The sequence below is a fragment of the Vulgatibacter sp. genome, assembly GCF_041687135.1.
GTDB lineage: Bacteria > Myxococcota > Myxococcia > Myxococcales > Vulgatibacteraceae > JAWLCN01.
On record NZ_JAWLCN010000003.1, the window covers coordinates 167,593 to 192,058 of the forward strand.

General features: G+C 68.3%; 26 protein-coding genes. 9 read left to right on the forward strand and 17 right to left on the reverse strand.

Annotation, left to right across the window (positions count from 1 at the left end):
* Positions 1 to 17 precede the first annotated feature (17 nt).
* The 8 genes from ACESMR_RS08185 to ACESMR_RS08220 form a co-directional block, all read right to left on the reverse strand.
* Positions 18 to 479, reverse strand: a complete 462-nt coding sequence (locus ACESMR_RS08185) for a PTS sugar transporter subunit IIA (RefSeq protein ID WP_373046563.1) — start codon at positions 477 to 479, stop codon at positions 18 to 20.
* A gap of 136 nt (positions 480 to 615) precedes the next feature.
* Complete coding sequence (gene rpoN / locus ACESMR_RS08190) at positions 616 to 2,106, reverse strand: RNA polymerase factor sigma-54 (protein ID WP_373046564.1); 1,491 nt, start codon at positions 2,104 to 2,106, stop codon at positions 616 to 618.
* Between the two features lie 89 nt (positions 2,107 to 2,195).
* Complete coding sequence (gene lptB / locus ACESMR_RS08195) at positions 2,196 to 2,948, reverse strand: LPS export ABC transporter ATP-binding protein (RefSeq protein ID WP_373047104.1); 753 nt, start codon at positions 2,946 to 2,948, stop codon at positions 2,196 to 2,198.
* Positions 2,949 to 2,962: 14 nt separating this feature from the next.
* Positions 2,963 to 3,814, reverse strand: a complete 852-nt coding sequence (locus ACESMR_RS08200) for an LptA/OstA family protein (protein ID WP_373046565.1) — start codon at positions 3,812 to 3,814, stop codon at positions 2,963 to 2,965.
* Entirely contained in the window at positions 3,811 to 4,302 is a 492-nt protein-coding gene (gene lptC / locus ACESMR_RS08205; protein WP_373046566.1) for an LPS export ABC transporter periplasmic protein LptC, read from the reverse strand. The genes ACESMR_RS08200 and lptC overlap by 4 nt, the downstream gene beginning before the upstream one ends.
* A 229-nt stretch (positions 4,303 to 4,531) precedes the next feature.
* Complete coding sequence (locus ACESMR_RS08210) at positions 4,532 to 5,461, reverse strand: lysophospholipid acyltransferase family protein (RefSeq protein ID WP_373046567.1); 930 nt, start codon at positions 5,459 to 5,461, stop codon at positions 4,532 to 4,534.
* 143 nt (positions 5,462 to 5,604) lie between these two features.
* Positions 5,605 to 6,996 (reverse strand): RNA-guided endonuclease InsQ/TnpB family protein, encoded by a 1,392-nt coding sequence (locus ACESMR_RS08215; RefSeq protein ID WP_373046568.1) that lies wholly within the window; start codon positions 6,994 to 6,996, stop codon positions 5,605 to 5,607.
* Positions 6,993 to 7,880 (reverse strand): IS5 family transposase, encoded by an 888-nt coding sequence (locus ACESMR_RS08220; RefSeq protein WP_373046569.1) that lies wholly within the window; start codon positions 7,878 to 7,880, stop codon positions 6,993 to 6,995. The genes ACESMR_RS08215 and ACESMR_RS08220 overlap by 4 nt, the downstream gene beginning before the upstream one ends.
* Between ACESMR_RS08220 and ACESMR_RS08225 the strand changes: the two genes are divergently transcribed.
* Positions 7,861 to 8,235 carry a Fic/DOC family N-terminal domain-containing protein gene (locus tag ACESMR_RS08225; protein WP_373046570.1) on the forward strand — a complete coding sequence of 125 codons (375 nt, stop codon included), beginning with the start codon at positions 7,861 to 7,863 and terminating at the stop codon, positions 8,233 to 8,235. The genes ACESMR_RS08220 and ACESMR_RS08225 overlap by 20 nt on opposite strands.
* Positions 8,236 to 8,276: 41 nt before the next feature.
* A complete protein-coding gene (locus ACESMR_RS08230; RefSeq protein ID WP_373046571.1) occupies positions 8,277 to 8,726 on the forward strand; it encodes a Fic family protein in 450 nt (149 codons plus the stop codon).
* Positions 8,727 to 8,892: 166 nt separating this feature from the next.
* Here ACESMR_RS08230 and ACESMR_RS08235 read toward each other — a convergent pair whose 3' ends face one another.
* From ACESMR_RS08235 to ACESMR_RS08245, 3 genes are all read right to left on the reverse strand, one after another.
* On the reverse strand, positions 8,893 to 9,267 hold the full coding sequence (locus ACESMR_RS08235; RefSeq protein ID WP_373046572.1) for a hypothetical protein: 375 nt from the start codon (positions 9,265 to 9,267) through the stop codon (positions 8,893 to 8,895).
* Positions 9,268 to 9,422: 155 nt separating this feature from the next.
* A complete protein-coding gene (locus tag ACESMR_RS08240) occupies positions 9,423 to 10,004 on the reverse strand; it encodes a KdsC family phosphatase (protein WP_373046573.1) in 582 nt (193 codons plus the stop codon).
* 11 nt (positions 10,005 to 10,015) lie between these two features.
* Positions 10,016 to 10,822, reverse strand: coding sequence for a c-type cytochrome (locus ACESMR_RS08245; protein WP_373046574.1), 807 nt, complete (start codon positions 10,820 to 10,822; stop codon positions 10,016 to 10,018).
* 150 nt (positions 10,823 to 10,972) lie between these two features.
* On the opposite strand from ACESMR_RS08245, the gene ACESMR_RS08250 reads away from it, so the two are divergent.
* Complete coding sequence (locus tag ACESMR_RS08250) at positions 10,973 to 12,283, forward strand: UDP-glucose dehydrogenase family protein (protein ID WP_373046575.1); 1,311 nt, start codon at positions 10,973 to 10,975, stop codon at positions 12,281 to 12,283.
* Between the two features lie 69 nt (positions 12,284 to 12,352).
* On the opposite strand, the gene ACESMR_RS08255 is transcribed toward ACESMR_RS08250, so the two are convergent.
* Positions 12,353 to 13,285 carry a UDP-glucuronic acid decarboxylase family protein gene (locus tag ACESMR_RS08255; protein WP_373046576.1) on the reverse strand — a complete coding sequence of 311 codons (933 nt, stop codon included), beginning with the start codon at positions 13,283 to 13,285 and terminating at the stop codon, positions 12,353 to 12,355.
* A gap of 7 nt (positions 13,286 to 13,292) precedes the next feature.
* Complete coding sequence (locus ACESMR_RS08260) at positions 13,293 to 14,267, reverse strand: nucleotidyltransferase family protein (RefSeq protein ID WP_373046577.1); 975 nt, start codon at positions 14,265 to 14,267, stop codon at positions 13,293 to 13,295.
* Between the two features lie 241 nt (positions 14,268 to 14,508).
* Between ACESMR_RS08260 and ACESMR_RS08265 the strand changes: the two genes are divergently transcribed.
* From ACESMR_RS08265 to ACESMR_RS08285, 5 genes are all read left to right on the forward strand, one after another.
* Positions 14,509 to 16,713, forward strand: coding sequence for a GumC family protein (locus ACESMR_RS08265; protein ID WP_373046578.1), 2,205 nt, complete (start codon positions 14,509 to 14,511; stop codon positions 16,711 to 16,713).
* A complete protein-coding gene (locus ACESMR_RS08270; protein WP_373046579.1) occupies positions 16,713 to 17,732 on the forward strand; it encodes an RluA family pseudouridine synthase in 1,020 nt (339 codons plus the stop codon). The genes ACESMR_RS08265 and ACESMR_RS08270 overlap by 1 nt, the downstream gene beginning before the upstream one ends.
* A gap of 9 nt (positions 17,733 to 17,741) precedes the next feature.
* Positions 17,742 to 18,692, forward strand: a complete 951-nt coding sequence (locus ACESMR_RS08275; protein ID WP_373046580.1) for an NAD-dependent epimerase/dehydratase family protein — start codon at positions 17,742 to 17,744, stop codon at positions 18,690 to 18,692.
* Between the two features lie 66 nt (positions 18,693 to 18,758).
* Positions 18,759 to 19,292 carry a GNAT family N-acetyltransferase gene (locus ACESMR_RS08280; protein ID WP_373046581.1) on the forward strand — a complete coding sequence of 178 codons (534 nt, stop codon included), beginning with the start codon at positions 18,759 to 18,761 and terminating at the stop codon, positions 19,290 to 19,292.
* Between the two features lie 14 nt (positions 19,293 to 19,306).
* The gene (locus ACESMR_RS08285; protein ID WP_373046582.1) at positions 19,307 to 19,579 is read left to right on the forward strand and encodes a hypothetical protein; all 273 of its coding nucleotides are present in this window, start codon (positions 19,307 to 19,309) and stop codon (positions 19,577 to 19,579) included.
* Positions 19,580 to 19,604: 25 nt separating this feature from the next.
* Here ACESMR_RS08285 and ACESMR_RS08290 read toward each other — a convergent pair whose 3' ends face one another.
* Positions 19,605 to 20,099 (reverse strand): hypothetical protein, encoded by a 495-nt coding sequence (locus ACESMR_RS08290; RefSeq protein WP_373046583.1) that lies wholly within the window; start codon positions 20,097 to 20,099, stop codon positions 19,605 to 19,607.
* Complete coding sequence (locus tag ACESMR_RS08295; protein ID WP_373046584.1) at positions 20,099 to 20,461, reverse strand: hypothetical protein; 363 nt, start codon at positions 20,459 to 20,461, stop codon at positions 20,099 to 20,101. The genes ACESMR_RS08290 and ACESMR_RS08295 overlap by 1 nt, the downstream gene beginning before the upstream one ends.
* Before the next feature lie 715 nt (positions 20,462 to 21,176).
* On the opposite strand from ACESMR_RS08295, the gene wecB reads away from it, so the two are divergent.
* Positions 21,177 to 22,307 (forward strand): non-hydrolyzing UDP-N-acetylglucosamine 2-epimerase, encoded by a 1,131-nt coding sequence (wecB, locus tag ACESMR_RS08300; RefSeq protein ID WP_373047105.1) that lies wholly within the window; start codon positions 21,177 to 21,179, stop codon positions 22,305 to 22,307.
* Here wecB and kdsB read toward each other — a convergent pair whose 3' ends face one another.
* Together kdsB and ACESMR_RS08310 are read right to left on the reverse strand one after the other, a co-directional pair.
* Positions 22,308 to 23,033, reverse strand: coding sequence for a 3-deoxy-manno-octulosonate cytidylyltransferase (gene kdsB / locus ACESMR_RS08305; protein WP_373046585.1), 726 nt, complete (start codon positions 23,031 to 23,033; stop codon positions 22,308 to 22,310).
* A gap of 2 nt (positions 23,034 to 23,035) precedes the next feature.
* The gene (locus ACESMR_RS08310; protein ID WP_373046586.1) at positions 23,036 to 24,316 is read right to left on the reverse strand and encodes a nucleotide sugar dehydrogenase; all 1,281 of its coding nucleotides are present in this window, start codon (positions 24,314 to 24,316) and stop codon (positions 23,036 to 23,038) included.
* Positions 24,317 to 24,466 lie beyond the last annotated feature (150 nt).

The following is a 24,466-nucleotide window of genomic DNA, read 5'->3' on the forward strand; positions in this document are numbered from 1 at the left end:
CCCGCCACCCGGCCCTGCTAGTACTTCGCGTCCTCGTCGGCGATGAGCCGGAAGATCTCCCGCTCGTCGGATGCCTTCAGGATCGCGTTGCGAAGCTGCGCGTTCTTGAAGAGACGGCTGATCCGCGCCAAAGCCTTCAGGTGGATCCCCGCCGAATTCTCCGGCGCAAAGAGCGCAAAGAACAAGTGGGTGGGCTTGCCGTCGATCGCCTCGAAGTCGACCCCCTCCACCGACCGGCCGAAGGTGCCGGTCAGCGCCGGCAGGCCGGGCAGCTTCCCGTGGGGGATCGCCACGCCTTCGCCGATGCCCGTCGAGCCGAGCTTCTCCCGGTCCTCGAGCACCTCGCGAAGCCGCTCGGCGGTGTACTGGGGATTTCGCGCAGCGAGGGGCCTGCACAGCTCCTCGAGCACGTCCTTCTTCTCCCTCGCATCGAGGGACCCGATCACGGCGTCGGGGCTGAGAAACTCGGTGATCTTCATTTGGACCGCCCTGGAGGAACGACGCTCGGGGCGGCGTCCTACACCCGTGAAGGAGAAGGGATCAAGCCCCGATTCCCCCACCCTAGCCCCGATCCCGGCCACCTGTAAGCGCCCGTTGCAGGGGCGCGTCCATCCATCAATAGAGCTTCTTGCGCTTGCTCGAGGGGAGGATGCCCAGCATCTCCCGGTACTTCGCCACCGTGCGCCGCGCGATCTCGATGCCGCGGTCGTGGAGCAGCTCCACGATCTTCTGATCGGAGTACGGCTTGGACGAATCCTCGGCGGCGCAGATCTTTTTGATCTCGTCCTTCACCGCCTCGCTGGCCACCTCGTCGCCGCCCGTCTTCGCGATGCCCGAGTTGAAGAAATACTTCAGCTCGAAGATCCCCTGCGGCGTGTGCACGTACTTGTTCGTGGTGACGCGGGAGACCGTCGACTCGTGCATCCCGATGTCCTCGGCCACGTCGCGGAGGATGAGGGGCTTGAGGTGCTTGATCCCCTTGTCGAGGAAGTCCTTCTGGAACTTCACGATCGACTCGGTGACCTTGAAGATCGTGCGCTGCCGCTGGTGGATCGAGCGGATCAGCCACTGCGCCGAGCGGAGCTTCTCCTGGATGAAGTCCTTGGCGCCGTTGGCCTTGGCCTCCCCGCTCTTGAGCGCATCGCGGTAGTGCGAGCTGATCTTCAGCTTGGAGAGGCCGTCGTCGTTGACCACGACCACGTACTCGTCGCCGACCTTGTGCACGTAGACGTCGGGGGTGATGTACTGCGCGTCGTCGCTCGCGTACTCGCGGCCCGGCTTCGGGTTCATCTCGGCGATGGTCTTCACCGCCTCGATCACGTCCTCGAGCTCGGCCTTGAGATCGCGGGCGATCGCTTTCAGGTTCCGGGTCTCGAGGTGCTTGAGGTGGTGGCGGATGATCTGCCCCACCAGCGAGTTCTCCTCGCCCCAGTGGCGCGCCTGGATGAGCAGGCACTCCTGCAGGTCGCGGGCACAGACGCCGATCGGCTCGAGCTTCTGCAGCTTCTGCAGCGCCCGGTTGGCGACCGCCAGCGACACGCCCGCCTGCGACGCGGCGAGGATGAGCGGATCGCCCTCGACCTCGATGCGGAAGTAGCCGTCGTCGTCGAGGTTGCCGAGGATGTACTCGGCGACCCGGCCCTCCTCCTCGGTGAAGTCGGCGAGGCGCGCCTGCCCGAGGAGGTGCTCGTCGAGCGTGGTCGAGCGGGTGAGGTTCGCCTCGAAGGAGGGGAGGTCGTCGGAGAGGCCCTTGTTCGAGGTGGTGGGCGGCGCGAGCTGGTAGTTGTTGAGGTAGTTCTCCCAGTCGATCTCGTTGGGCTGGGCGTCGGTGCTCACCTGCGCGGTGGCGTCGCGGGCCACGTTCGGCGGCTCGAGCTGCGCCTCCTCGAAGCGGTCGATGGAGGGCTTCTCCGCCACGGCCTCGATCCGGTCCTGCTCGAGGCTCGAGGTGTTCTCCTCGAGGACGGGGTTCTGCTCGATCTCGTCGCGGATCAGACTCTCCAGCTCCATGCGCGACAGCTGCAGGAGCTTGATCGCCTGCTGCAGCTGCGGCGTCATCACCAGCGACTGCTGCATGCGGAGGTTCTGCTTCAGCTCGAGGCCCATCGCCTACCCTTCTCTCGTCGAAGCCGGTGCTGATGCTTCGAGTCTAGATCCTCGCCCCTCGGGCGACACAAACGAATCCGGGGCCCGCCCTAATCGAGGCGGAAGTTCTCCCCGAGGTACATCGCCCTGGCGCGCTCGGAGGCAGCAACCTGTGCAGGCGTCCCCTCTTCGAGAATCCTCCCGGCGGCGATGATGTACGCGCGGTCACAGATCCCCAGCGTCTCCCGAACGTTGTGGTCGGTGATGAGCACGCCGAGGCCGCGGTGCTTCAGGTCTGCAATCTGCTTCTGGATCTCGCCGACGTTGATCGGATCGACGCCGGCGAAGGGCTCGTCGAAGAGGATGTAGGTCGGCCGCGGGATGAGGGACCGCGCGATCTCACAGCGCCGCCGCTCGCCGCCGGAGAGCGTCTCGCCGTTGGAGTCGGCGACCTTCTGCAGGCCGAACTCGGCGATGAGCTCGTCGCAGCGCTCGCGCATCTCGGCGCGGGTGAGCTTCTGCCCCTCGAGCACCGCCATGAAGTTCTCGCGCACGGTGAGCTTGCGGAAGATCGAGGCGTCCTGCGGCAGGTAGCCGATCCCGGCGCGGGCGCGCTTGAACATCGGCATCCCGGTGAGGTCGGCTTGCCCAAGCTGCACCCGGCCCGCGTCGGGCCGCACCATGCCCACCACCATGTTGAAGGTGGTCGACTTGCCGGCGCCGTTGGGACCGAGCAGGCCCACCACCTCGCCGGTGCGGATGGAGAGGTTCACGCCGTCGACGACGCGGCGGCCACGGTAGACCTTGGCCAATCCCTCGGCGACGAGGGGCGGCGCCTGCACGGCGACAGGCTTCGGCTGCATGTGGGCGGCGACGCTCACGGCGACCTCCCGGGAAGTGCCGCGCCCAGGGGGAAGACGGCGCGGGGCTTTTCGACCTCGACCCGATCCTGGCCGAGCAGGAAGGTGACCTTCGTGCCGGTGAGCGAGGAGGCGCCTTCGGTGATCTGCGGCTCGCCCTGCAGGACGAGGGTGCGGGCGCCGGCGGTGAAGACGGCGCGCTTGGCCTGGCCCCTGCGATCGCGCTGGCGCACGGTGACGTCGCCGCCCGAGGTCATCGCGCCTGCGAGCTGGCCCTCGTCGTCGTAGCTGGCGGTGAGGCGCGGGGCGCGGAGGACGAGGTCGCCGCGGGTGGCGGTGACGCCGCCGCTGAAGACGGTGCGCTGGCCAGCGAAGTCGTGGGTCACGGTGGCGGCGCTGACGCGCAGGGGGCCGCGGCCCGCGGCGCCGGGGAGGTTCGGGGCCTCGGCTGCGGGGAGCTCGCCCTGGACGTTGGTGAGCTCGGCCTTCGCCAGGTTGGCGTCGTAGATCAGCCGCTCGCCGACGAGGCGCCGGTCGCCCTCGGTGAGGGTCGGCTCGCCTTCGAGGGTGAGCAGGCCGGTCGCGTTGTCGAAGACGCCGCGCTGCGCGGTCATCCGGCGCTCGCCCTGGTTGGCGGTGATCGCGCCCACGCAGGTGACCTCACGGACCTGCGACTGGGCGTCGTAGGTGGCCACCACCTCGGGGCACTCGAGGGTGAGATCGCCGCGGGTGGCGACCACGCCGCCGGCGAAGACGGCGCGGCGCTTGCCGTGCTCCACGGTGAGGGTCTCGGAGCGGATGTCGATCGGTGCCGGGGACTTCGCCGCCGGGGCTGCGGCGAGGGCGGCGGCGAGGAGCAGGCTCTTCATTCGGCCACCTCGGCTGCGGCACGGGCGGTGTCCGGCTCGGTGTGGATCTTCACGTTGCCCTTCAGGTCGAGCCGCTGGCCCGGCACCTGGAAGCGGAAGCCGTCGGCGCTGGCGCGGTAGCCGGGGCCCTGGACCTCGAGGGGCTCGTCGCCCTCGAAGGTCTCGGTGGTCCCGTCCCAGGTGGCGGCCTCGGTGCTGCCGAAGTCGCCCACGCCGGTGCGCAGGGTGAGCCCGCCCTCGAGGCTCGCGCCCTTGCCCTTGAGATCCGCGCTGCCCCGGGCTGCCTCGAGATGGGCGCCGCCCCGCTTCATCCCTTCGGTGGGGGGCGTGTCCACGGAGAGCGAATGGGCGTCGAGGCGGCCGCCCTTGCGGTCGTAGATCACCTCGTCCGCCTGGGCCACCCGCACGGTGCCGTCGGCCGCGTAGTGGCGGAGGGTGACCTCGTCCAAGACGATGGCCGGGGGCTTGCCGCCTTCGGGCTTCTCCACGCCGCAGGCTGCCAGCAGCCCGGAGGCGGCAAAGCTCGCAAGGATTGCGCCAAGCCCGGCAAGGGTGCGCTTTTTCGTGATTTTTGGGCGCAAGGGCTCGCTCATTCGCCTGAAACGGTAGCACCCGACCCCTTGGTCGTAAAGGCCAGTGGGGCAAGGGGGCACGGAGTTTGCTAAGCAACCGCGGAGGATCCCGCGCAATTCGCGGGCCATCCGATTTGGGTTGCCTTCAGGCGAGGGGCGGGCGGGTCTTCCAGCGGCGGTGCATCCAGACCCATTCATGGGGGACGCGGCGGATGTCGGCCTCGATGGCGGCGGTCATCGCGGCGGTGAGGGCCACGGTGTCGGCCTCGGCGTCTTCGCCCGGCGTGAAGGGAACCCGGCGGGCCTCGACCCGATGCCCGCCTTCGGGTTTGCGGTGGATGAAGACGGCCACCACCGGGGCGCCGGTGCGCAGGGCGAGGTCGGCGGCGGCTCTGGGGGTGAAGGCAAGCTCCCCGAAGAAGGGGACGAAGACGCCCTGCACCTTCGTGTCCTGGTCGATGAGCATCGCCAGGAGCGCGTTCTCCCGGAAGGCGCGGAGGAGCTTGCGGGTCGAGCCCTCGGCGCCGCGCCAGATGGTGCGGCCGGGGCCGCGCAGGCCCTCGATGATCGCGGTCACCCGGGGGTCGGGCTGCTCCTTGCCCACCGCGTAGGCACGCCAGCCGGTGTGGACGAAGCGGCGGAAGAGGAGCTCCCAGTTGCCGATGTGGCCGGTGACGGCGATGGCGCCGTTGCCGGTGAGGGCGCCTTCCAGGGCGGCGTGGGCTTCGGGGGTGACCTCGACGTAGGTGCCGGGATCGATCTTGGCGATGAGGGCGATCTCGGCGCCGAGCATGCCGAGGTGGCGGAACATCGCGTGGGCGATGGCCTCGCGCTCGTGCGCCTGCTTGTCGGGGAAGGCTTTGGCGAGGTGGGCGAGCGCGAGGCCGCGGTCGCGGGAGAAGAGGTGGTAGGCGAGGCCGCCGAGGGCGCGGCCGATGGCGAGACCCCAGGCGAGCGGCAGCAGCTGCACCAGGCCGAGGAGCGCGCGCACCGCGTGGTAGCGCAGGGCGCGCTTTACGCGCTTGCGCAGGGGCGGGGCCGCTGGGGCGGGGGGTGCGGAGGCTGGGGCTACCACGCGGCGCACCGTAGTGGAGCGGGCGGTGGCGGGCAACAGGCGGGCGGGCTTATGGACCGCCGCCGTGTTATTTAATCTTTGCGCCTAAATCTTAATAGCGCCGTGCCGAACTAAGAAGAGCTTATTAAAGCGTGTTGACAGTTTCAGGCTGCCAACACCGCCCTCCTCGGGCGTCGGGCCGAAGCCCTTTCTGCTTCAACGAGGACAGTTCCACGCGTGGGACGAGCCCACGCGCCAGCGCTCTCCTCTCGGCAAACGTTTTTCGTCTCCGCCTGCTTGGCGGCGACGGGAGGCCACTGCACCCCCGGGTATTGCGCGAGGCACGCGGCCGCATTGGTGTCGCGATCGGCCTCGTGACCGCAAAAACGGCAGCGAAAGGTCCGCTCCGACAGTGGAATCGCTTCGCCTACCTCCGAGCACGCGCTGCAGCGGCGCGTGCTCGGGTAGAAGCGGTTGGCCCGCTGCAAAGCTCCCCCCCGCCACTGCAATTTGTACGTAAGCGCATCGGCAAACTTCGCCCACGAGCTGTCGGCGAGGGAGCGGGCCATGCGGGTCTGCATCAGCCCCGCCGTGGACAGCGTCTCGACCACCAGGTGGCTGTGGGTCTTGGCCAGCCGGCTCGATACGCGGTGCACGAACGCGCGGCGCACGTTCCCGATCCGCTGGTGGAACTTCGATAGGCGCAGCCGTGCACGGTGACGGTTGCGCGAACCCTTCTTCTTGCGGCTCAAGTCGCGGCTCAGCCTGCGGAGCTTCGGTAGTGCACGCCGTAGCGGCCGTGGAGCCTCGATTCGCTCGACCTCGCGTCCCATCCCGTCGGCGAGAACGGCGAATGTCTGCAGCCCACGGTCGATACCGATGGGATTGGCCACCACCTCGTGTCGATTCGCAGGATGCAGCGCTGCCGCCTCGAGGTTGAGGCTTACCGTCCACCGGCCGCCGGTCTCGTGGGAGATGGTGGCGAAGAGGATCTTCGCCCGGCCCCTGGCGATCATGCGGCGCAGCTTCCGTGTGTCCTCACGTACCGCCAGCAAGCCCAGCTTCGGCAGCCGGATGCTGCGCGGAGAGCCAGCGTCGCCGACCTCGACGGCGGATCTCCCGCCGCTCGTCTTGTTCCGGATGCGGAACGCCTGCCGCGCGTCGGAGCGCTTCTTGAACTTCGGGAAGCCGGCCCCCCGACTTCCGTTGGTCCGGCGTGCAGAGAAATTCGCGAGGGCACGCCCCAGATCCACCGCGGCTTCCTCGAAGACCTGCTGGAGCACCTCGCCGCGCCACGCAAGGCCCGGCTTGCCATCTTCGCCCAGGCCCGCCGCGGCCGAGCGCTTCCACTTGTTGATGGAGTTGATCTGATCGAAGCCAGTCCAGGGGACGAAGACGTCTTCTCCGCGCCGTTTCGCCTCGAGCGCATCCTTCACGAGGCGGAGCGCCTGGTTGAAGGCGAAGCGCGCCGCGCCTGCGTGCCGCCACAACGTCTGCTCCTGCGTAGCGGTGGGCAGCAGCGTGAAGCGGAAGGTCGTGTGGCGGAGGGACGTCATGCGGCCCACCCCGAGAGCACGATCATCGAGTCGGCCAGCGCCAACGCTGCAGCGTACGAGGCTGCGGTCTTGTCGTACCGGGTGGCGACCCGGCGGAAGGCCTTCAGGCGCCCGAAGAATCGTTCGATCACATTTCGGAGCGCGTACATCCTCGCCTCGAGGGCTCGCTGGATCTTTCGGTTCGCTAGTGACGGGATGACCGCTGCCATGCCCTGCTCTCTGATGCACGCCAGGAATTCGTCGCTGTCGTAGGCGCGATCGCCGACCACCGCTCGGCCCTGGAGACCAGGCACGAGCCTGGTGGCCTGCGTAACGTCGTTCACCTGGCCCCCAGTCAGCACGAAGCGCACGAGACGCCCTCCGCTCGAAACCACGGCGTGCACTTTGGTCGTGAACCCGCCGCGCGACCGGCCGAGGGCCTCGCTGCTCTGTCCGCTTCGCGCTCCCGCCGCATGCGGATGCGCCTTTACGATTGTGCTGTCGATCAGCAGCAGCTCGTCGACCGCGCGATCCGCTCCAAGCGCCTGGCGTAGCGCCTCCCAACGGCCCGCCGCAGCCCAACGGCGGAAGCGCTGGTACACGGAACCCCACCTGCCGAACGAGGCTGGCAGGTCCCGCCAGGGAGAGCCTGTACGTAGCAACCAGACGACGGCTTCGACGAAGCGTCGGTCGCTTCTTCCTCGCGTGCCCCGACGGTGCAGGGAGGCTACCAGCGGTGCCATGCGCTCCCACTGCTCATTCGAGATCGCGCTTCGGTCGGTCACACCCAAAGCATGGCGGCGCACTGAACGTCCGTCAAGTGCAGCCGTGCGCCCCGATTGAGCCGCCGAAGTGTCGACACGCTCTAGCGTGGAGGCTTCGGAAATGACTCGGGAAACGGGCATTCTCGTTCCGACGGCGACGGCCGGCGAGGCTGTACGGGCGTTCGTCCCCAGCCCGCTTCCCCCCAATCCGCCCCTTTCGCTAACAGGCAGCGATCAGGATCTCCTCGAGCGTGCGAATCGAGCGCTCGGCCGGTTGGACGGATTGTCGATCTTGCTGCCCGATACCTCGCTCTTCATCTACTTCTACGTACGAAAGGAAGCGGTCCTGTCCTCCCAGATCGAGGGCACCCAATCTTCTCTCTCGGATCTCCTTCTTTACGAAAGCGACGAGCTCCGCGGCGTCCCGCTCAGCGACGTTCAGGAAGTATCGAACTACCTTTTCTCGATGGCAGCGGGCGACTGGGCCGCCTGCTGATCACCCTGTTGCTCTGCGCCGAAAGTGCTCTTGGTGAGCCCGTGCTCTATCTGAGCTTGTTCTTCAAGAAGCATCGTTCGACGTACTACGACCTCCTCCAGCGCGTGCGAAACGAAGGCGATTGGGAAAGCTGGGTCCGCTTCTTTCTGCAGGGCGTTCTCGAGACTTCGGACCAGGCGGTCGCGACAGCGCGCCGCATCGTCGAGATGTTCGCAGCGCACCGTAGGACCCTCGAACGCCACGGTAGGGCAGCGGGCTCGGTGCTCCGGCTGCAGGAGGCCTTGCAGCGGCGGCCCGTCGTTACGATCGCCGCAGCGGCGGAGGCGACGTCTCTCTCGGTCCCCGCTGTCACGCAGGCGCTCGAGAAGATGCAGTCGGATCGGCTGGTGACGGAAATCACCGGGCGGAAGCGCGACAAGGTCTTTGTCTATACGCCTTACGTGGCATTGCTTGGCGAGGGTGCGGAGCCGCTCGCGGCAAGCCCCGGCTGATCGACGGATGCGGAAGAGCAAGCCTTCCGCATCCAGGCGGCGGGCTATTTGTCCGGCTTCGCCTCGGCGGCCTCGAGGTCGGCGGTGCGGGCGGTGGCGGGCAACAGGCGGGCGGGCGCGCTCGCGCCCTGCCCCTCTCCGTTGCCCGAACCGTCGCGCCCGTGCGTCAGCGGGCGGCCGGCGAAGTCTCGAGGCGCAGGCCAAGCTCCTTCGCTTCAGCCTGGGCCAGGGCGAAGGCCTCGGGATCCTGCTGCTCGGCCAGGGAGTACCAGACCTTGTCCGTGGGGCGCTCGCCCGCGCGCCAACGCACGATGAAGCCCCGGCGCATCAAGGCGGCGACCTCCTCGGAGAAGAATTTGCCGTACCCCATGCGTCCCCCGCCCACGTCCAGCTTCTCGGTCTCAGCCCAGTCGCGAAGGTTGGGCTGCTGGCGGTCATCCTTCCCGGCATGGAAGAGGCCCTGCTTCGCCGCGGCGCAAGCCCGTGCGAAGCGGAGGATGTCGTGGCGAGTGAGCTTGGGGCGGTTCTCCGGCGGTCGCATTGCCATGCATTGCTCCATTCGTAGACCACGGCCAACCGACCGCGGTTCGTCAGGCAGGCAAGTGCCGCAACGTGGCCCGAAAGTCGAGGCTCACGCGAAGTGGTGATCCCTCCCGGCTGACACGCAGCACCAGGGAGGCCGTCGTCACCGCGGGGCTATTTGGTCGGCTTGGCCTCGGCGGCCTTGAGGTCGGCGCTGCGGGCGGTGTCGGGGTGGCGGGCGTGGATCTCGAGCGCCTCCTCCCAGCGGCCCTGGGCGTGGAGGATCACCTCGACGAGTTCGCGCACGGCGCCGCGGCCGCCGGGGGTGGCGCAGACGTAGTGCACCGCCTCGCGGACCTCGGGGCGGGCGTCGGCGGGGCAGGCGGAGAGGCCGACCTGGGTGAGCACCGGCAGATCGTTGATGTCGTCGCCGATGTAGGCCACCTGCTCGCGGGTGACGCCTGCTGCCGCGAGGATCTGCTCCAGGCCTGCGTTCTTGTCCCGGGCGCCCTGGATGATGTGGGCCACGCCCAGCTCGCGCATACGGGTCTCGACGATCTTCGAGCTGCGGGCGGTGAGGATCGCCGAGGCGATTTTGAGGTGGCGGAGGATGACCAAACCGTGGCCGTCCTTCACGTCGAAGCGCTTCATCACCTCGCCGTCGGGGCCGTAGTAGAGGCCGCCGTCGGTGAGGACGCCGTCGACGTCCATGACGAGGAGCGAGATCCCCTGCGCGCGCTTGTGGAGGCTGGCCATCGGTCGTCCCTTCAGAGGTTGTTGGCGCAGGAGTCGATCACCTGGGTCATCGCCTCCTGCTCCTGGGTGTGGATGCCCTGCGAGCCGGGGGCGGGGAGGATCGAGCGGACGTATGCCACGAGATCCCAGAGGTCGCCTGCGGGAAGTGCGCGCGGGGCCATGGCGGTGCCAGGGAGCCCGAGGGTGATGGTGGCGTAGAGCTCGGCGGGCGCGCGGCTGCGCTTGGGGATCCGCTTGGCGAGATCGGGGGCGGCGGCGCCGGTGTGGCAGGCGGCGCAGCCTTCCGCGGCAAAGAGCTTCCCGCCACGGGTGATGCGGGGCGCGGTGTCGAGGTCCGGGGGCGGCGTGGGCGCGAGGGGCTCAGCATCGCTGCCCGGCTGGAGCGAGCGGACGTAAGCGGCGAGCGCCCAGCGGTCGGCCTCGGGCAGATCGGCGTAGGCGGGCATGCCGGTGCCATGGAGGCCGCGGGTGATGGTGCGGAAGAGGTCGAGCTCGGTGGGCTTCGCGGAGGCAGGCGTGGAGCGGAACTTCACCGGCTGGTCGGCGAGGTTGGCGGGCCGGGGCTCCATCCCGTAGCCGGCGGCGCCGCCCCCGCGGGCGTCGAAGCCGTGGCAGCGGACGCAGGTGGGGCCGAAGAGCTCCTTGCCGCGGGCGAGGCGTTCCTCGTGGCTGCCCGGGGGCGGGCCGGAAGGCTCGCCGTCGAGCTCGGCGCCGCCTGCCCAGGCGCGGAGCAGGGGGAAGTCCTGCGCCGGCGCCTGCGCGAGGGCGAGGGCCCCGGGCAGCAGCAGGGCGCAGAGGAGGAGCAGGCGGACGGGCATGGGGCCGGAGCCTAGCAGGGCGCGGCGCGGGGGCGCACCGCGGAAGCGGCCGGCCGAGCAGGCCCCACGATGTTCGGTGGATCACGCACAGCGAAGTCTTGTGCTAAGAGGGCACACGAGGGCCGTGATGGCCGAGTGGGGACGATTGAGATGCGAGTTGCAGTCATCGGTTCGGGTTACGTGGGTCTCGTCGCAGCGACATGCTTCGCAGAGGGCGGCAACGACGTCGTCTGCGTGGACATCGACAAGGCCAAGATCGACGGGCTCAAGAACGGGATCGTCCCCATCTACGAGCCCGGCCTCGAGGAGATGGTCGAGCGCAACGCCAAGGCGGGCCGCCTCTCCTTCACCACCGATCTCGCCGAGGGCGTGAAGCCCGCCGAGGTGGTCTTCATCGCCGTGGGCACGCCCGAGGGTGAGAACGGCGACGCCGACCTCCAGTACGTGCTCGCCGCCGCCCGCGACATCGGCAAGGTGATCGAGCGCTACACCGTGGTGGTCGACAAGAGCACCGTCCCGGTCGGCACCGCTGACCTCGTCCGCAAGGAGATCGCGGCGGTGACCGACGTCGAGTTCGACGTGGTCTCGAACCCCGAGTTCCTCAAGGAAGGCGCGGCGATCGACGACTTCATGAGCCCCGACCGCGTGGTCATCGGCGCCGAGACCGAGAAGGCCCGGGAGATCATGGGCGAGCTCTACGCGCCCTTCTGCCGCAAGAACGACCGCATCATCTTCATGGACACCCGGTCGGCCGAGCTGACCAAGTACGCCGCCAACGCGATGCTCGCGACCCGCATCTCGTTCATGAACGAGATGGCCCGGCTCTGCGAGCGGGTCGGCGCCGACGTGGAGATGGTCCGCCAGGGGATTGGCAGCGACAGCCGCATCGGGCTATCCTTCCTCTTTGCGGGCGCCTCATTCGGGGGGAGCTGTTTCCCCAAGGATATCAAGGCCTTGTACGGCACGGCCCGCGAGAACGGCCTCGACTTCGAGCTGCTCCGCGCCGTGAACAGCGTCAACGCCGAGCAGAAGCGGATCCTGCTCCAGAAGGCCCTGCGCCACTACGGCACCAACCTCGAGGGCAAGCTCTTCGGCGTGTGGGGCCTGGCGTTCAAGCCCAAGACCGACGACATGCGCGAGGCGCCGTCGATCACGCTGATCGAAGGGCTGCTCGGCAAGGGCGCCCGCGTGGTCGCCCACGATCCGGTGGCGCACGAGTCGGCGCGGAAGATCTTCGGCGACCGCATCGCCTACGCGGACACGCCCTACGGCGCGGTCGAGGGGGTCGACGGGCTCTTCCTCGTCACCGAGTGGAACGAGTTCCGCCGCCCGGACTTCGACCGGATGCAGTCGCTGATGAAGCAGGCGGTGGTCTTCGACGGCCGCAACGTCTTCAACCCGAAGAAGATGCGGGAGCGCGGCTTCAAATACTTCGGCATCGGTCGCGGCAAGGACCAGTAGGCGCCGCGCGAAGCATGACGGAGGCCCGGCGGCGGATGATGCCGACCGGGCCTTCTTCGTTCCTGCCGTTCAGCGCAGCGCGCGGACCGCGGCGATGGTGCGGCCGAGGCCCTGCACCAACGGCACGGCGGGCTCCCAGCCGAGCAGGGTCCGCGCCCGGGTGATGTCGGGGCAGCGGCGCACCGGATCGTCCACCGGCAGGGGCTGCACCTCGATCGGCGAGGAGGAGCCGGTGAGCTCGAGCACCAGCTCGGCGAGCTCCCGCACCGTGAACTCCGCCGGGTTGCCGAGGTTCACCGGGCCGGGGATCTGCCCCTCGTAATCCATGAGGCGCACCAGCCCCTCGACCAGATCGCTCACGTAGCAGAACGAGCGCGTCTGCGAGCCGGCGCCGTAGAGGGTGAGCGCCCTGCCCTCCAGCGCCTGGGCCACGAAGTTCGCGACCACCCGCCCGTCGTCCCGGGCCATGCGCGGCCCGTAGGTATTGAAGATCCGGGCAACCCGCACATCGAGGCCTCTGGTGCGGGCGGTGTCGAAACAGAGCGTCTCGGCGGCGCGCTTGCCCTCGTCGTAGCAGGCCCGCGGGCCGATGGGGTTCACGTGGCCCCAATAATCCTCGCGCTGCGGGTGGACCTGGGGATCCCCGTAGACCTCGCTGGTGGAGGCCTGGACGAAGCGGGCGCCGTTCGCCGCGGCGAGATCGAGCAGGTGCATCGTCCCCAGCACCGAGGTCTTCCAGGTGCGGACCGGATCGGCCTGGTAGCGGGCCGGCGCCGCCGGGCAGGCGAGGTTGAACACGCGATCCACGCCCAGCAGCTCGACCGGCCCGGTCACGTCCCGCTCGAGGAGCTCGAAGCCGGGCAGGCCCTCGAGATGCGCGACGTTCAAGCGCGAGCCGGTGGAGAAGTCGTCGAGGCAGACGACCGCATGGCCGCCTGCGAGCAGCCGCTCGCAGAGGTGCGAGCCGATGAAGCCGGCGCCACCGGCGACGAGGACGAGCATCGCGGAATCAGCCGAGCAGCAGCTGCTGCAGCTTGCCCACGGCTTTGAGCTGCCGGTCGCGCATGTAGTCGTAGGCCGGCACCACCACCGCCGTCTCCAGCAGCTTGCGGCTGGCGAAGGAGAGATCTGGCTGCATCGCCCGGGCCTGGTCCTCCACCTCGGGGTGGTAGTGGACCAGGATCTCCAGCGCCGCCCAGAGCGCCCGCTCCGCGCCGAACGCCTTCGCCCGCTCCTTCACCACCTTCGGATCGATCGCCGCCCCGGGCCCGCCCCGGAACGCCATCGGCGACTCGCCCTTCACCATCTCCCGCAGGTCGATGAGCTGCACCAGCGGCACCGCGAAGCCGTGGCGCGCGAGGGTGAGCGCATGGACCACGAGCGCATCCTCCGCAGCCAGCCTGGTGACCGACGCGCCATAGGCCTTCGCCGCCACCGCCCGCTCGAAGAGGCCGGGCATCGCCTTCTCGTTGGGCAGAATCGAGGTGAAGAGCTTGGTGTAGAAGCGCTCGTTGAAGAGCGTCACCGCAGGCGCTTCCGGATCCGGTTCGTCCGGCTCCACGTCGACGAAGCGCTCCTCGCGCATCGCCTCCATGATCATCGGCACGTCCTCCCGGGGCACCAGGAGCTTGAGCTCCGGCACCGGCCGGAAAGCGATGTGGGGGTAGAGGTTCTCGGCGAAGGCCGCCCCGTCGAGCATCGCCACCTGCACGCCCAGGCTGCCCACCAGGTTCTTGAGCATCACGAATTTGAAGACGTTGTCGCTCGAGATCCCCTGGAAGAAGCCGAGGAGCATCTCCTTGGCGAAATCGGGGCAGTCCGTCTCCGGCATCCGGTAGTTCAGGTTGTAGGCGGCGATCGGCGCGAGGCCGTGGTGCGCCAGCACCTGCACCGCTTCGTCCCAGTCGGGCGGGGCGTCGATGTGCTTGGGTGGATCGAAGCGGGTGACGTCGGCGAGCCAGGCGGCGGAGGGGAGTTCGGCCATGCGGCGTCTTATAGCCACCACAAGGCCCCTCTGCCCACGAAGTTGCACCCCGTAAGAAGAACCGCTACAGAGCGCCCCCACGGGCCAGAAGCCGCCTCTCGGGTCAAGCAGGACCCGCCGGCGCCGGCCCTCGGGTGGGGAACCGACTGTAAAGCGGCGAAACTCTTCGTGTATTGAACAGAAGGGCCCCTCCGTTTAGACTCCGCGCCGATGCCAGGGGCATCGGGTGCAAGGACGTGCAATGAGAGCAGCAGAGCCGCAGTTCGAAGAGGCCCAGCAGCAGGGCGGGCCCGAATTCGAGATCGATCTTCGCGAGCACCTGAAGATCCTGCGGAAGCGCCTCTGGCTCATCGTCGGCGTGGCGGCCTCCGTGGTGGCGATCGGCGCCGTCTACCTGCTGCTCGCGCCCCGGGTCTACCGGGCCGAGGCCTCGATCATCATCGAGGCCTCCGGCGGCCGGATCCTCGGCGACAAGACCGAGGCGGTCGACTTCGGCCCCACCGACTACTGGTCGAACAAGGAGTACTTCGAGACCCAGTACAAGGTGCTGGCGTCGAAGGAGGTGCTCTCGCGCGTGGTGGAGAAGAAGGGGCTCGCCCGCGACCTCGACTTCCTCGGCGTCGCCGGGATCGAGAACGAGGAAAAGCGCGCCGAGAGACTCGAGGAGATCGACCCGGTCTTCGTCCTCTCGGAAATGATGCGCGTCGAGCCGGTGAAGAACTCCCAGCTCGCCAAGATCGTGGTCGAGGATAGGAACCCCGAGCGCGCCGCCGAGCTCGCCAACGCCATCGTCGAGGCCTACATCGAGGCGGGCCTCGACACCAAGCAGGACGGCACCCGCGCCGCCTCGCAGTGGCTCTCCGATCAGCTCCTGGATCTCAAGGGCAAGCTCGAGCAGTCCGAGGTCGCGCTCTACACCTTCCGCCGGGAGAACGACATCCTCGCCACCTCGATCGAGGACCGCCAGAACATCAACTCGCAGCGCCTCGTGGCGCTGAACGAGTCACTCACCAAGGTGATGGCCCAGCGGGTGGAGCTGCAGAGCGCCCTCGCCGAGGTGGACCGGGTCGAGAAGGGCGCGAAGAAGGATCCCTACTGGGCGCTGGGCCTCGGCCGCGTCGCCACCCACCCCACCATCACCAAACTCCGCGAAGAGGTGGTCAAGCAGGAGAGCGCCCACGCGGGCCTCACCGAGCGCTACCTCGAGAACCACCCGCAGCTCCTCGCCTCGAAGGAAAAGCTCGCCAAGCTGCGCAGTAACCTGGCCGAGGAGCTGAAGAACGTGGTCGCGAGCCTGCGCTCGCAGTACCGCGAGGTGGCCACCACCGAGACCGAGCTCACCGCGCTCATCGACGGCCTGAAGAACGAGGCCTTCGAGATCAACAAGCGCGAGATCGATCAGCGCAAGCTCGAGCGCGAGACCGAGAACAACCGCCGCCTCTACGACCTGGTCCTCTCCCGGCTCAAGGACTCGGACCTGGCGGTGATGCTCAAGAACAACAACGTCCGCCTCCTCGACAAGGCGACCACGCCCGACAAGCCGGTGAAGCCCCGCCCTGCCCTGGTGGCGGCGCTCTCGCTTTTGCTCGGCGCCCTGGGCGGCGTCGGCCTCGCCTACCTCGTCGAGATGCTCGACAACACGCTCAAGCAGGAAGACGACATCGAGAGCGTGCTCCAGCTCCCCTTCCTCGGCCTGGTGCCCTCCGTCGCCCTGGCCAACGCCAAGGCCGACGACCGCAGCGTCGATCACGAGCGCGATCTCTTCGCCGCCCGCAACACCCGCTCCTCGCAGGCCGAGGCCTTCCGCGCCATCCGCACCAACCTGCTCTTCATGTCCACCGCCCGGAAGGTGAAGCGGGTGATGGTCACCTCCTCGGCGCCGCAGGAGGGCAAGTCGATGACCGCCATCGGCATCGGCTCGGCGATGGCCTCTGCGGGCAACCGCGTGCTCCTCGTCGACACCGACATGCGCCGCCCGCGCCTGCACCGCTCGATGGGCGTGGCCAACGAGGTGGGGATCTCCACGGTGCTCCTCGGCGAGACCGCCGTGCAGGACGCGGTGAAGAACACCGAGGTGAACGGCCTCTACCTGATGCCCTGCGGCCCGGTGCCCCCGAACCCGGCGGAGCTCCTCCATTCGGAGAAGTTCCAGGCGCTCCTCGACCAGCTGGGCGAGCAGTTCGACCTGGTGATCCTCGACTCGCCGCCGGTGCTGGCAGCAGCCGACGCGGCGGTGCTCTCCACCGTGGTCGACGGGGTGATCTTCGTCACCCGCTTCAAGAAGACCACCAAGGATCTGGCCAAGCGCATGCTCCGCACCCTGCGCGACATCAACGCGCCGGTGCTGGGCGCGGTGCTCAACGACGTCGATCTGCAGAGCCGGGCCTACGGCTACTCCTCCTACGAGCGTTACGGCTACTACGGCGACACGCCCGCCAACGGCTGATGAGCGACGAGCCCATCGACGAGGCAAGCGAAGAGTACGAGGTGCCGTTCCGCGTGGAGCTGAACTACGCGGGGTGGCGCCTCGACCGCTATCTGGCCGAGAAGATCCGCAGGCTCTCCCGCACCAAGGTGCAGGAGATCATCAAGACCCACCTGGTGCACGACGAGCCGCGCACGCTCAAGGCCTCGACGCAGGTGTGGCCGGGGCTCGAGTTTCGCCTCCGCCGCAGGCGCGACCCCGAGCCCGACGGGCCGCGGGATTTCGGCGTGGTCTACGAGGACGAGGATCTTCTCGTCGTCGACAAGCCGGCGGGCCTCGCCATCCATCCCAGCGCCCGCTACTACCTGAACACGCTGACCACCCTGCTCCGCGAGCGGCAGCCCGAAGGCGAGAAGTGGGACATCGCCCACCGCCTCGACCGGGAGACGAGCGGCATCGTGGTCTGCGGCAAGCGGCCCGAGGTTTCGCGCAAGCTCAAGATGGCCTTCGAGCGGGCGGGCACCATCCGCAAGGAGTACCTGGCGATCGTGCACGGGTGGCCGGCTGCCGACCGCGAGATCGATCTGCCCCTGGCGCTCCTCGATCACCCGCTGCGGGTGAAGATGGGCGTGGTGCCGGAGCCGGAGGGAAAGCCCTCGCTCACCGGGATGAAGGTGGAGGGGCGCTTCCGTGTGGAGGGGTTGCCGTGGCGAGGGCCGGAGCTGGCGCTGGTGCGCTGCTTTCCCCGCACCGGACGCCAGCACCAGATCCGCGTGCACCTGGCGGCGGTGGGCCACCCGATCGTCGGCGACAAGATCTACGGCCCCTCCGACCGCTACTTCGCCGACTTCGCCGACGGCGTGCTCGCCGACGAGGCCCGCGCCGAGCTGGTGCTCCCGCGCCACGCGCTCCACGCAGCGGCGATCACCCTGCCCCACCCGCGGGACGGCAGAGCCCTGCGTGTGGAGGCGCCCCTGCCCGCCGACATGGCCGCCCTGGCGAACGGCATTCGAAACGAGGCGGGAAACCCCGCCGCTTAGAGGAACGACATGGCCCACTACCTCGTCACCGGCGCAGCCGGCTTCATTGGCAGCCACCTCGTCGATCGCCTTCTGCGCGAAGGCCACGAGATCACCGCCGTCGACAACTTCGACCCCTTCTACGATCCAGCGATCAAGCGGGCCTTCGTCGCAGCGCATGGCAAAAGCGCCAACTACCGCCTCCACGAGCTCGACATCCGCGACCTCGATGGAATGCGGAGCCAGCTCCCCACCGAGTACGACGCGATCGTCCACCTGGCCGCCCGGGCCGGCGTGCGCCCCTCCATCCTGGATCCGGTCGGCTACCAGGAGGTGAACGTACGCGGCACCCAGAACCTGCTCGAGCTCGCCCGTGAGTGGGGCGTGAAGCAGTTCGTCTTCGCCTCCTCCAGCAGCGTCTACGGGATCAATCCCCGTGTGCCCTGGCGTGAGGACGACCACGACCTGCGCCCGATCAGCCCCTACGCGAGCACGAAGCTGAGCGGCGAGCTCCTCGGCCACGTCTACAGCCACCTCTATGGCATGCGCTTCGTCGGCCTGCGCTTCTTCACTGTCTACGGCCCGCGGCAGCGCCCGGATCTCGCCATCCACAAATTCGCCCGGCTGATGCGCGCCGGAAAGCCGCTGCCCTTCTTCGGCGATGGCAGCACCCGGCGCGACTACAGCTACGTCGACGACATCGTCGAGGGCATCGTCCGCTCCATCCACTATGACCGCTCGCTCTTCGAGGTGATCAACCTCGGCAACGACCGCACGATCACCCTGCGGGAGCTCATCGCCATCCTCGAGGACGAGCTGGGCGTGAAGGCGGAGCTGAACCGCCTCCCCAATCAGCCCGGCGACGTGCCCCAGACCTGGGCGAGCATGGAGCGCTGCAACGAGCTCCTGGGGACGCTTCCCCGGACGGATTTTCGCGAAGGGATCCGGCGCTTTGGAAGCTGGCTCCGCGAGCAGGCGTGACGGCGATGGGCGGACGCCTGTCTGCCCATTGCAGAACAGTCGCGCGAGGAGTAGATCGCGCCCCCTATGGCAATCCGCAGGGCCCGCGTCGAGGACGTGAAGCAGATCTACGAGATCATCCGCTCGAACCCGCGCGAGGTGGTCCCCCGCTCGTTCCCCGACATCCTCACCCAGATCGACCGCTTCTACGTCGACGCTGATCCCGAGCAGCCCTCCGTGCTGCGGGGCGTGGCCTCCTGGAAGGTGCTGCCCGAGCAGACCGACATCGAGAATCCCGAGCTCTGGATCGAGGTGATCAGCCTCTCGGTGCGCGCGGAGTACCAGAAGCTTGGCATCGGCTCAGGCCTCGTGAAGCACATGCTCCGCAAGCTCCGGGCCCTCGATCCCGACAAGATCATCTGCCTTACCTTCTCCCCCCCCTTCTTCACCAAGTTGGGGTTCGTGGAGATTCCGAAGGCAAAGATCCTCTCGAAGATCTATACCGGCTGCATCAACTGCACCCGCTACCCCGGACCGACCAACTGTCCCGAGGTGGCGATGGAGTACGTCTGGAAGCGGCGGCGGCCCCGGAAGGCCAAGCTGCCGCTCGCGCCGGTCTAGAAGGGGCTCACGTCATGAAGCGCGCTCTCGTCCTCGCCGCAGCTCTCGTTGGCCCTCTGCTCCTGGGCGGGTGCACCACGCCCTGTGAGGACCTGGCAGCCGAGATCTGCGCCTGCGAGGACAGCCGCTCCGCCGAGGACGCCTGCGAGCGCCGGGCGAAGCAGCAGAGCGACGTCGACGAGCCCAGCCAGGCCGAGCAGGACCGCTGCGAGGCCCTGCTCGAGAGCTGCGACTGCAACGAGCTCGATACGGCGGCGGGCAAGCGGGCTTGCGGGTTGGCCGAGTAGGCAACCCGGGCCAAATCGCGATCGCTCAGGCGCCGGGGGGCTGTTCGACGCTGGCAGCATTCGCGATTTCGCTCGGCTGCTGACCCTGTGGCTGAAGTGGCAGGGAGCCCGGCGACACGCGAATAACGCGCCGTCCGACCGACTCCCAGGGGCCACTCTCGTCAGCCGCTTTCTGAATCGAAAGGAGGTGGTCGCCGAAGCTGTTGAAGCGCACGCCCCACAACATGTGCAGGCTGCGGTGCGCTACAGGTGCCTCGGGACCAGCGGCACCAATGGAAATGCTGATAGCATTCGAGACGAGCATCTGGCTGCCGTCTGGCTCGACGATCTCGACGCGCTCAAGGAACCGCTCATCCTCGTCGCCGGGCTCGTACACGCTCAAGACGGCGAGCTTTGCCAGGCCCGCGGGTACCCGCGGCGCAAAGACCGTTTCGAGCATATTGAAGGCCGTCCAGCGATTCGAGAAAGCATCGAGCGCTGCTGATTCTGCGAGAATCGTGGCAACGAGGCGGGATCGCATCACGCTGCCCAAGCGAGGTCAGAGTCGCCTGCCCGGGCCTCGCAGGATGCGCGATCGGGCGAGCGCACCGCCGCCAGTGCCGCAATCTCAGTCAGCCAACGATGTACGGCGGCATAGCGCGCACTCAGGGCGACGAAGAGCGTGCGGGTCTCCACCAGCCGGTCGGCCAGGTCTCGGCGCTTGCTCGCGATTGCCGACGCGGTTGCCTCCTCCTCATCGACGAGTAGGAGCCGCAACTGTGTGGCTGCGTCGCTTCGCTCTTCTCCGTCGAGGAGCTCCCATTCGGAGAGCAGCGCTGGGAGCTCGTGACGAACCGCACGCTCGAACTCGATGACGAAGCTGGCGATCTCGCTAACGTTCATTTGCTGCCTCATCAACGGAGGGGAACCGGCCGAGCATTCCTCCACTGCCTAACGAAATGCTCGCGGCTCCTCCAAGGAACAACGTACCCCGTGGCAAGGTGCGCCCTTTTCGCATCGTAAACCACGAACAAGCAAGCGGCTTCCCGTGGGGGCACCAGGTGAAGCGAGCCGCCCCCGCCCACGGGAACTGGCGTGAGGGTCGCCGCAACCGGAGAGCCCGCCAGATCATCGAAGCCGACCCAAACCTCGGCAAGAGGGTCTTGGACCGCCGCATGGAGGTCGGCAAGATACTGTGCCGGAGAAGTTCCTTGGCGCCACTTTCTCTCCACGATCTTGCCCGCCACGTGTGCCTCGAGACTATTGAGCATGGTCCCTGGCTCGATCCGCTCCTGCGGACTCCCTGGACGGGGCTCTCCAACAATGGAGCGGCGGGGCTTGCTCCAACGCTCGGCAGCCCGCACCTGCGCCGAAAAACGAGCGCAAGCGAGTGCGGAGACGATTGCCTCGCGCTCGCCCTGATCCGCCCGGTCACTGGGATCCCCGGCCAACCTCGTAATGATCTGGTCTACGGTTTCCACTCGAGGCGCCAAGAAGGACCACAGCGGTTGGCTTAACTCAACCGCCTGCGGGCTGGCCGAGTAGGCGCCCCGGGGCGTCCCCTCGATAGGGTGGCACCGAATTGCTCGCCCGGCGGGCGGGCACCACCTTCGTGGGCATGAAGATCGTCCACGTCGTCGGAGCCCGTCCCAACTTCATGAAGGTCGCGCCGCTCATGGCAGCGATCGAGCGTGCGGGGATCGCAGAGCAGATCCTCGTCCACACCGGCCAGCACTACGACGCGTCGATGAGCGACGTGTTCTTCGAGGAGCTCGGCCTGCGCCGGCCCCACGTCTTCCTCGGCGTCGGCGGCGGCACCCCCACCGAGCAGACCGCCCAGGCGATGATCGGCTTCGAGAAGGTGCTGCGCGAGCACCGTCCCGATCTGGTGGTGGTGGTGGGCGACGTGAATTCCACCATCGCCGCGGCGCTCACCGCCACCCAGCAGCACGTGCGGGTGGCGCACGTCGAGGCGGGCTTGCGCTCGAACGACATGTCGATGCCGGAGGAGATCAACCGGGTGCTGACCGACCGGATCAGCGACCTGCTGCTCACGCCCTCCGAGGACGCGAACGAGAACCTCCGGCGCGAGGGCTTGCCCGAGGAGCGGATCCACCTCGTCGGCAACATCATGATCGACACCCTGCTCTCCTGCCTGCCCCGGGCGAAGGTGAGCGGCACGGTGGCAAAGCTCGGCCTTACGCCCGGCAAGTACGCGGTGGCGACCATCCACCGCGCCGGCAACGTGGACGACCGGGCCACCTTGGAGCGGCTGGTGGAGGCGCTGGATCGGGTGCAGCAGCGCTTGCCGATCGTCTTTCCGATCCACCCGCGCACGAAGAAGCAGCTCGAGGCGTTCGGGCTTATGGAGCGGATGGAGCGGATGCCGCACGTGAAGCGGGTCGGACCGCAGGGCTACCTGGAGATGGTCGATCTCACCGCCCATGCGGCGGTGGTGCTCACCGACTCCGGCGGCCTGCAGGAGGAGAGCACGGCGCTGGGCGTGCCCTGCCTTACGCTTCGTGAGGAGACCGAGCGGCCGATCACGGTGAGCGAGGGGACCAACACGATCGTGGGCACCGAGCCTGCGCGGATCGTGGCGGAGCTCGAGAAGGTGCTCGCCGGCAAGGGCAAGCGGGGGCGGTGCCCGGCGCTCTGGGATGGCAGGACGAGCGAGCGGATCGTCGAGCTCATTCAGCGCGAGGGGCGCAGCTGGTCGCGGCCGGTAGAGGCCAGCGCGCAGCTCTGATCAGCCGCCCCCGAAAATCGCCCGGACGCGCTCGAGGTCCTCGGGCGTGTCCACGCCCACCGCACGGTAGGCGGTGTGGACCACGCGGATCCGGTGGCCGTGCTCGAGCACACGAAGCTGCTCGAGCTTCTCGGTCTGCTCGAGGGGCGTGGGTCCAAGCTTCGTAAAGGCCTGCAGGAAAGCGGCGCGGAAACCGTAGATGCCGACGTGGGCGCGGGCCAGGGGCGGGACGCCGCCGCCGCGCTGGTGCGGGATGGGGGCGCGAGAGAAGTAGAGCGCGTCGCCGCTTGCCGCGCTCACCACCTTGACCACGTTGGGGTTCGTGAACTCGCCCTCCGCAAGCGGGCGGGCGAGGGTCGCCATCTCCACCGAGGGGTCCTCGAAGGCCGAGAGCAGCTGCTCGATCGCCTCGGGCGCGAGCAGCGGCTCGTCGCCCTGGACATTCACCACCACGTCGGCGGCGGGGAGCTGCCTGGCGGCGTGGGCGCAGCGGTCCGAGCCCGAGGCGCAGTCGGCCGGCGTCATCACCGCCGTGCCGCCTGCAGCGCTCACCGCTTGGGCGATGCGCTCGGAGTCGGTCGCCACCACCACCTGCCCCACCCCGCGGGCTCCTTTCGCCCGCTCGAGCACCCGCACCACCATCGGCTTGCCGCAGATGTCGGCGAGGGGCTTCTCGGGCAGGCGCTCACTCGCCAGCCGGGCGGGGATGATTACGGCGACCTGCACGGCTAGAGGCTCCAGTAGGCGATCGAGTTCGGCAGCGATGCCGGCTCGAAGAGCGACTTCACGTCGATGAGCACGCCGCCCCCACCCTTCAACATCCCCAGCAGATCACTGCGGGGCATGTCGAGGTAGGGCTGGTGGGAAACGGCGAGTACCAGCGCATCGAGGTCGCGAAGCGCCGAGAGCGGGGAGAGCTCGAGGCCGTACTCGTGCTGGGCTTCCCTCGGATCTGCGAAGGCGTCGGTCACCACCACCTCGACCCCGAATGCTCGCAGCTCGGTGATGATGTCGGGGACCCGGCTGTTCCGGAGATCGGAGACATTCTCCTTGAACGTGAGGCCCAGCACGCCGACCTTCGCCCCGGTGATCGGCTTGCCCCCCTTCGCCAGCATCTTGATCAGGCGCTGGGCGATGAAGGCGCCCATGCCGTTGTTGATGCGGCGACCGGAGAGGATCACCTCGGGGAAGTAGCCGAGCTCCTCCGCCTTGGAGGTGATGTAGTAGGGGTCGACGCCGATGCAGTGGCCGCCCACCAGGCCCGGGGTAAAGCGGAGAGCGTTCCACTTGGTGTTCATGCCGGCGATGACGTCGGCGGTGCGGACGCCGAGGCGGTCGCAGATGTGCGCCACCTCGTTCATGAAGGCGATGTTGATGTCGCGCTGGGCGTTCTCGATCACCTTCGCCGCCTCGGCGGCCTTGAGATTCGCAGCCCGGAAGACGCCCGCCGGCACGATGGCGCCGTAGGCCGCCGCGACCCGCTCCAGGGTCTCGGCGTCCTCTCCCGAGACGATCTTGGTCACCGTCTCGAACGTGTTCTTCTTGTCGCCCGGGTTGATGCGCTCGGGTGAGTAGCCGAGCTTGAAGTCGACGCCCTGGCGCAGCCCCGACACGCGCGCCAGCACCGGCCCGCAGATCTCCTCGGTGCACCCCGGGAAGACGGTCGACTCGTAGACCACCACGGCGCCGGGCTTGAGCACCTTGCCGAGGGTCTCCGAGGCCTTGATCACCGGGGTGAGGTCGGGACGGTTGCTCGCATCGACAGGCGTGGGCACCGCCACCACGAAGAAGCTGCAGTCGGCAAGGTCCGAGGCGCTGGTGGTGTAGCGCAGAGACGAGCCCTTCAGCTCCTCGGACTCGGTCTCACCGTTGGGATCCCGGCCCTCGCGGAGCGCGGCGACCCGGCTCTCGCTGATGTCGAAGCCGATCGTCTCGAACTTCCGCGCAAACGCCAACGCTACGGGGAGTCCCACATAGCCCAACCCGACGACGCCGATCTTTTCGCTCATAGAGACAGCAGCGGCACGCTGGGCGGCCGCTCTCCCGGTGTCCCCCCGAGGGAACGCATGCTTGCTGGCCCGTGCCACGCAGGGCCGATCGGTCCCTAGCTAACACAGGACCGATCGGCGTGCGAGCGCCTGCAGGTGCATGCCGGGACG